This window comes from Flavihumibacter cheonanensis (genome assembly GCF_022352215.1).
Lineage (GTDB): Bacteria > Bacteroidota > Bacteroidia > Chitinophagales > Chitinophagaceae > Flavihumibacter > Flavihumibacter cheonanensis.
Genome location: NZ_JAKRWF010000069.1, coordinates 1 through 290, shown reverse-complemented (window position 1 = coordinate 290; position 290 = coordinate 1). Strand labels below are relative to the sequence as shown.

The following is a 290-nucleotide window of genomic DNA, read 5'->3' as shown; positions in this document are numbered from 1 at the left end:
GAGCCTGCTTGTTGATGGATACAGTCTTGCTTTTCAGCATCTTCAGCGTGGCGGCGCGGGCCGCGGACATCCGTACCAGGTCCTTGGCCTTGCGCGTGGCCGCCTCGTGGTCGTTGGCGTGCACCCAGGAATCCTGGTTGCGGATGTTCGCCATCTCGAACAGGTAAGGGTTTAGGCCGCAGGCCTCCAGCGTTTCCATGAACATGGGCGCGTGGGTCTTGGGGCTGCAGGAGGCCACCACCACGCGGTTGAGCTTGAGCTCCTTGATTTTTTCTTTTATCTTCTCTTGG

At 59.3% G+C, this 290-nt stretch carries 1 pseudogene; it reads right to left on the bottom strand.

The window, feature by feature from the left end:
* Positions 1 to 290 (bottom strand): annotated as a pseudogene (locus MD536_RS21165) (disulfide reductase); the annotation flags it as partial.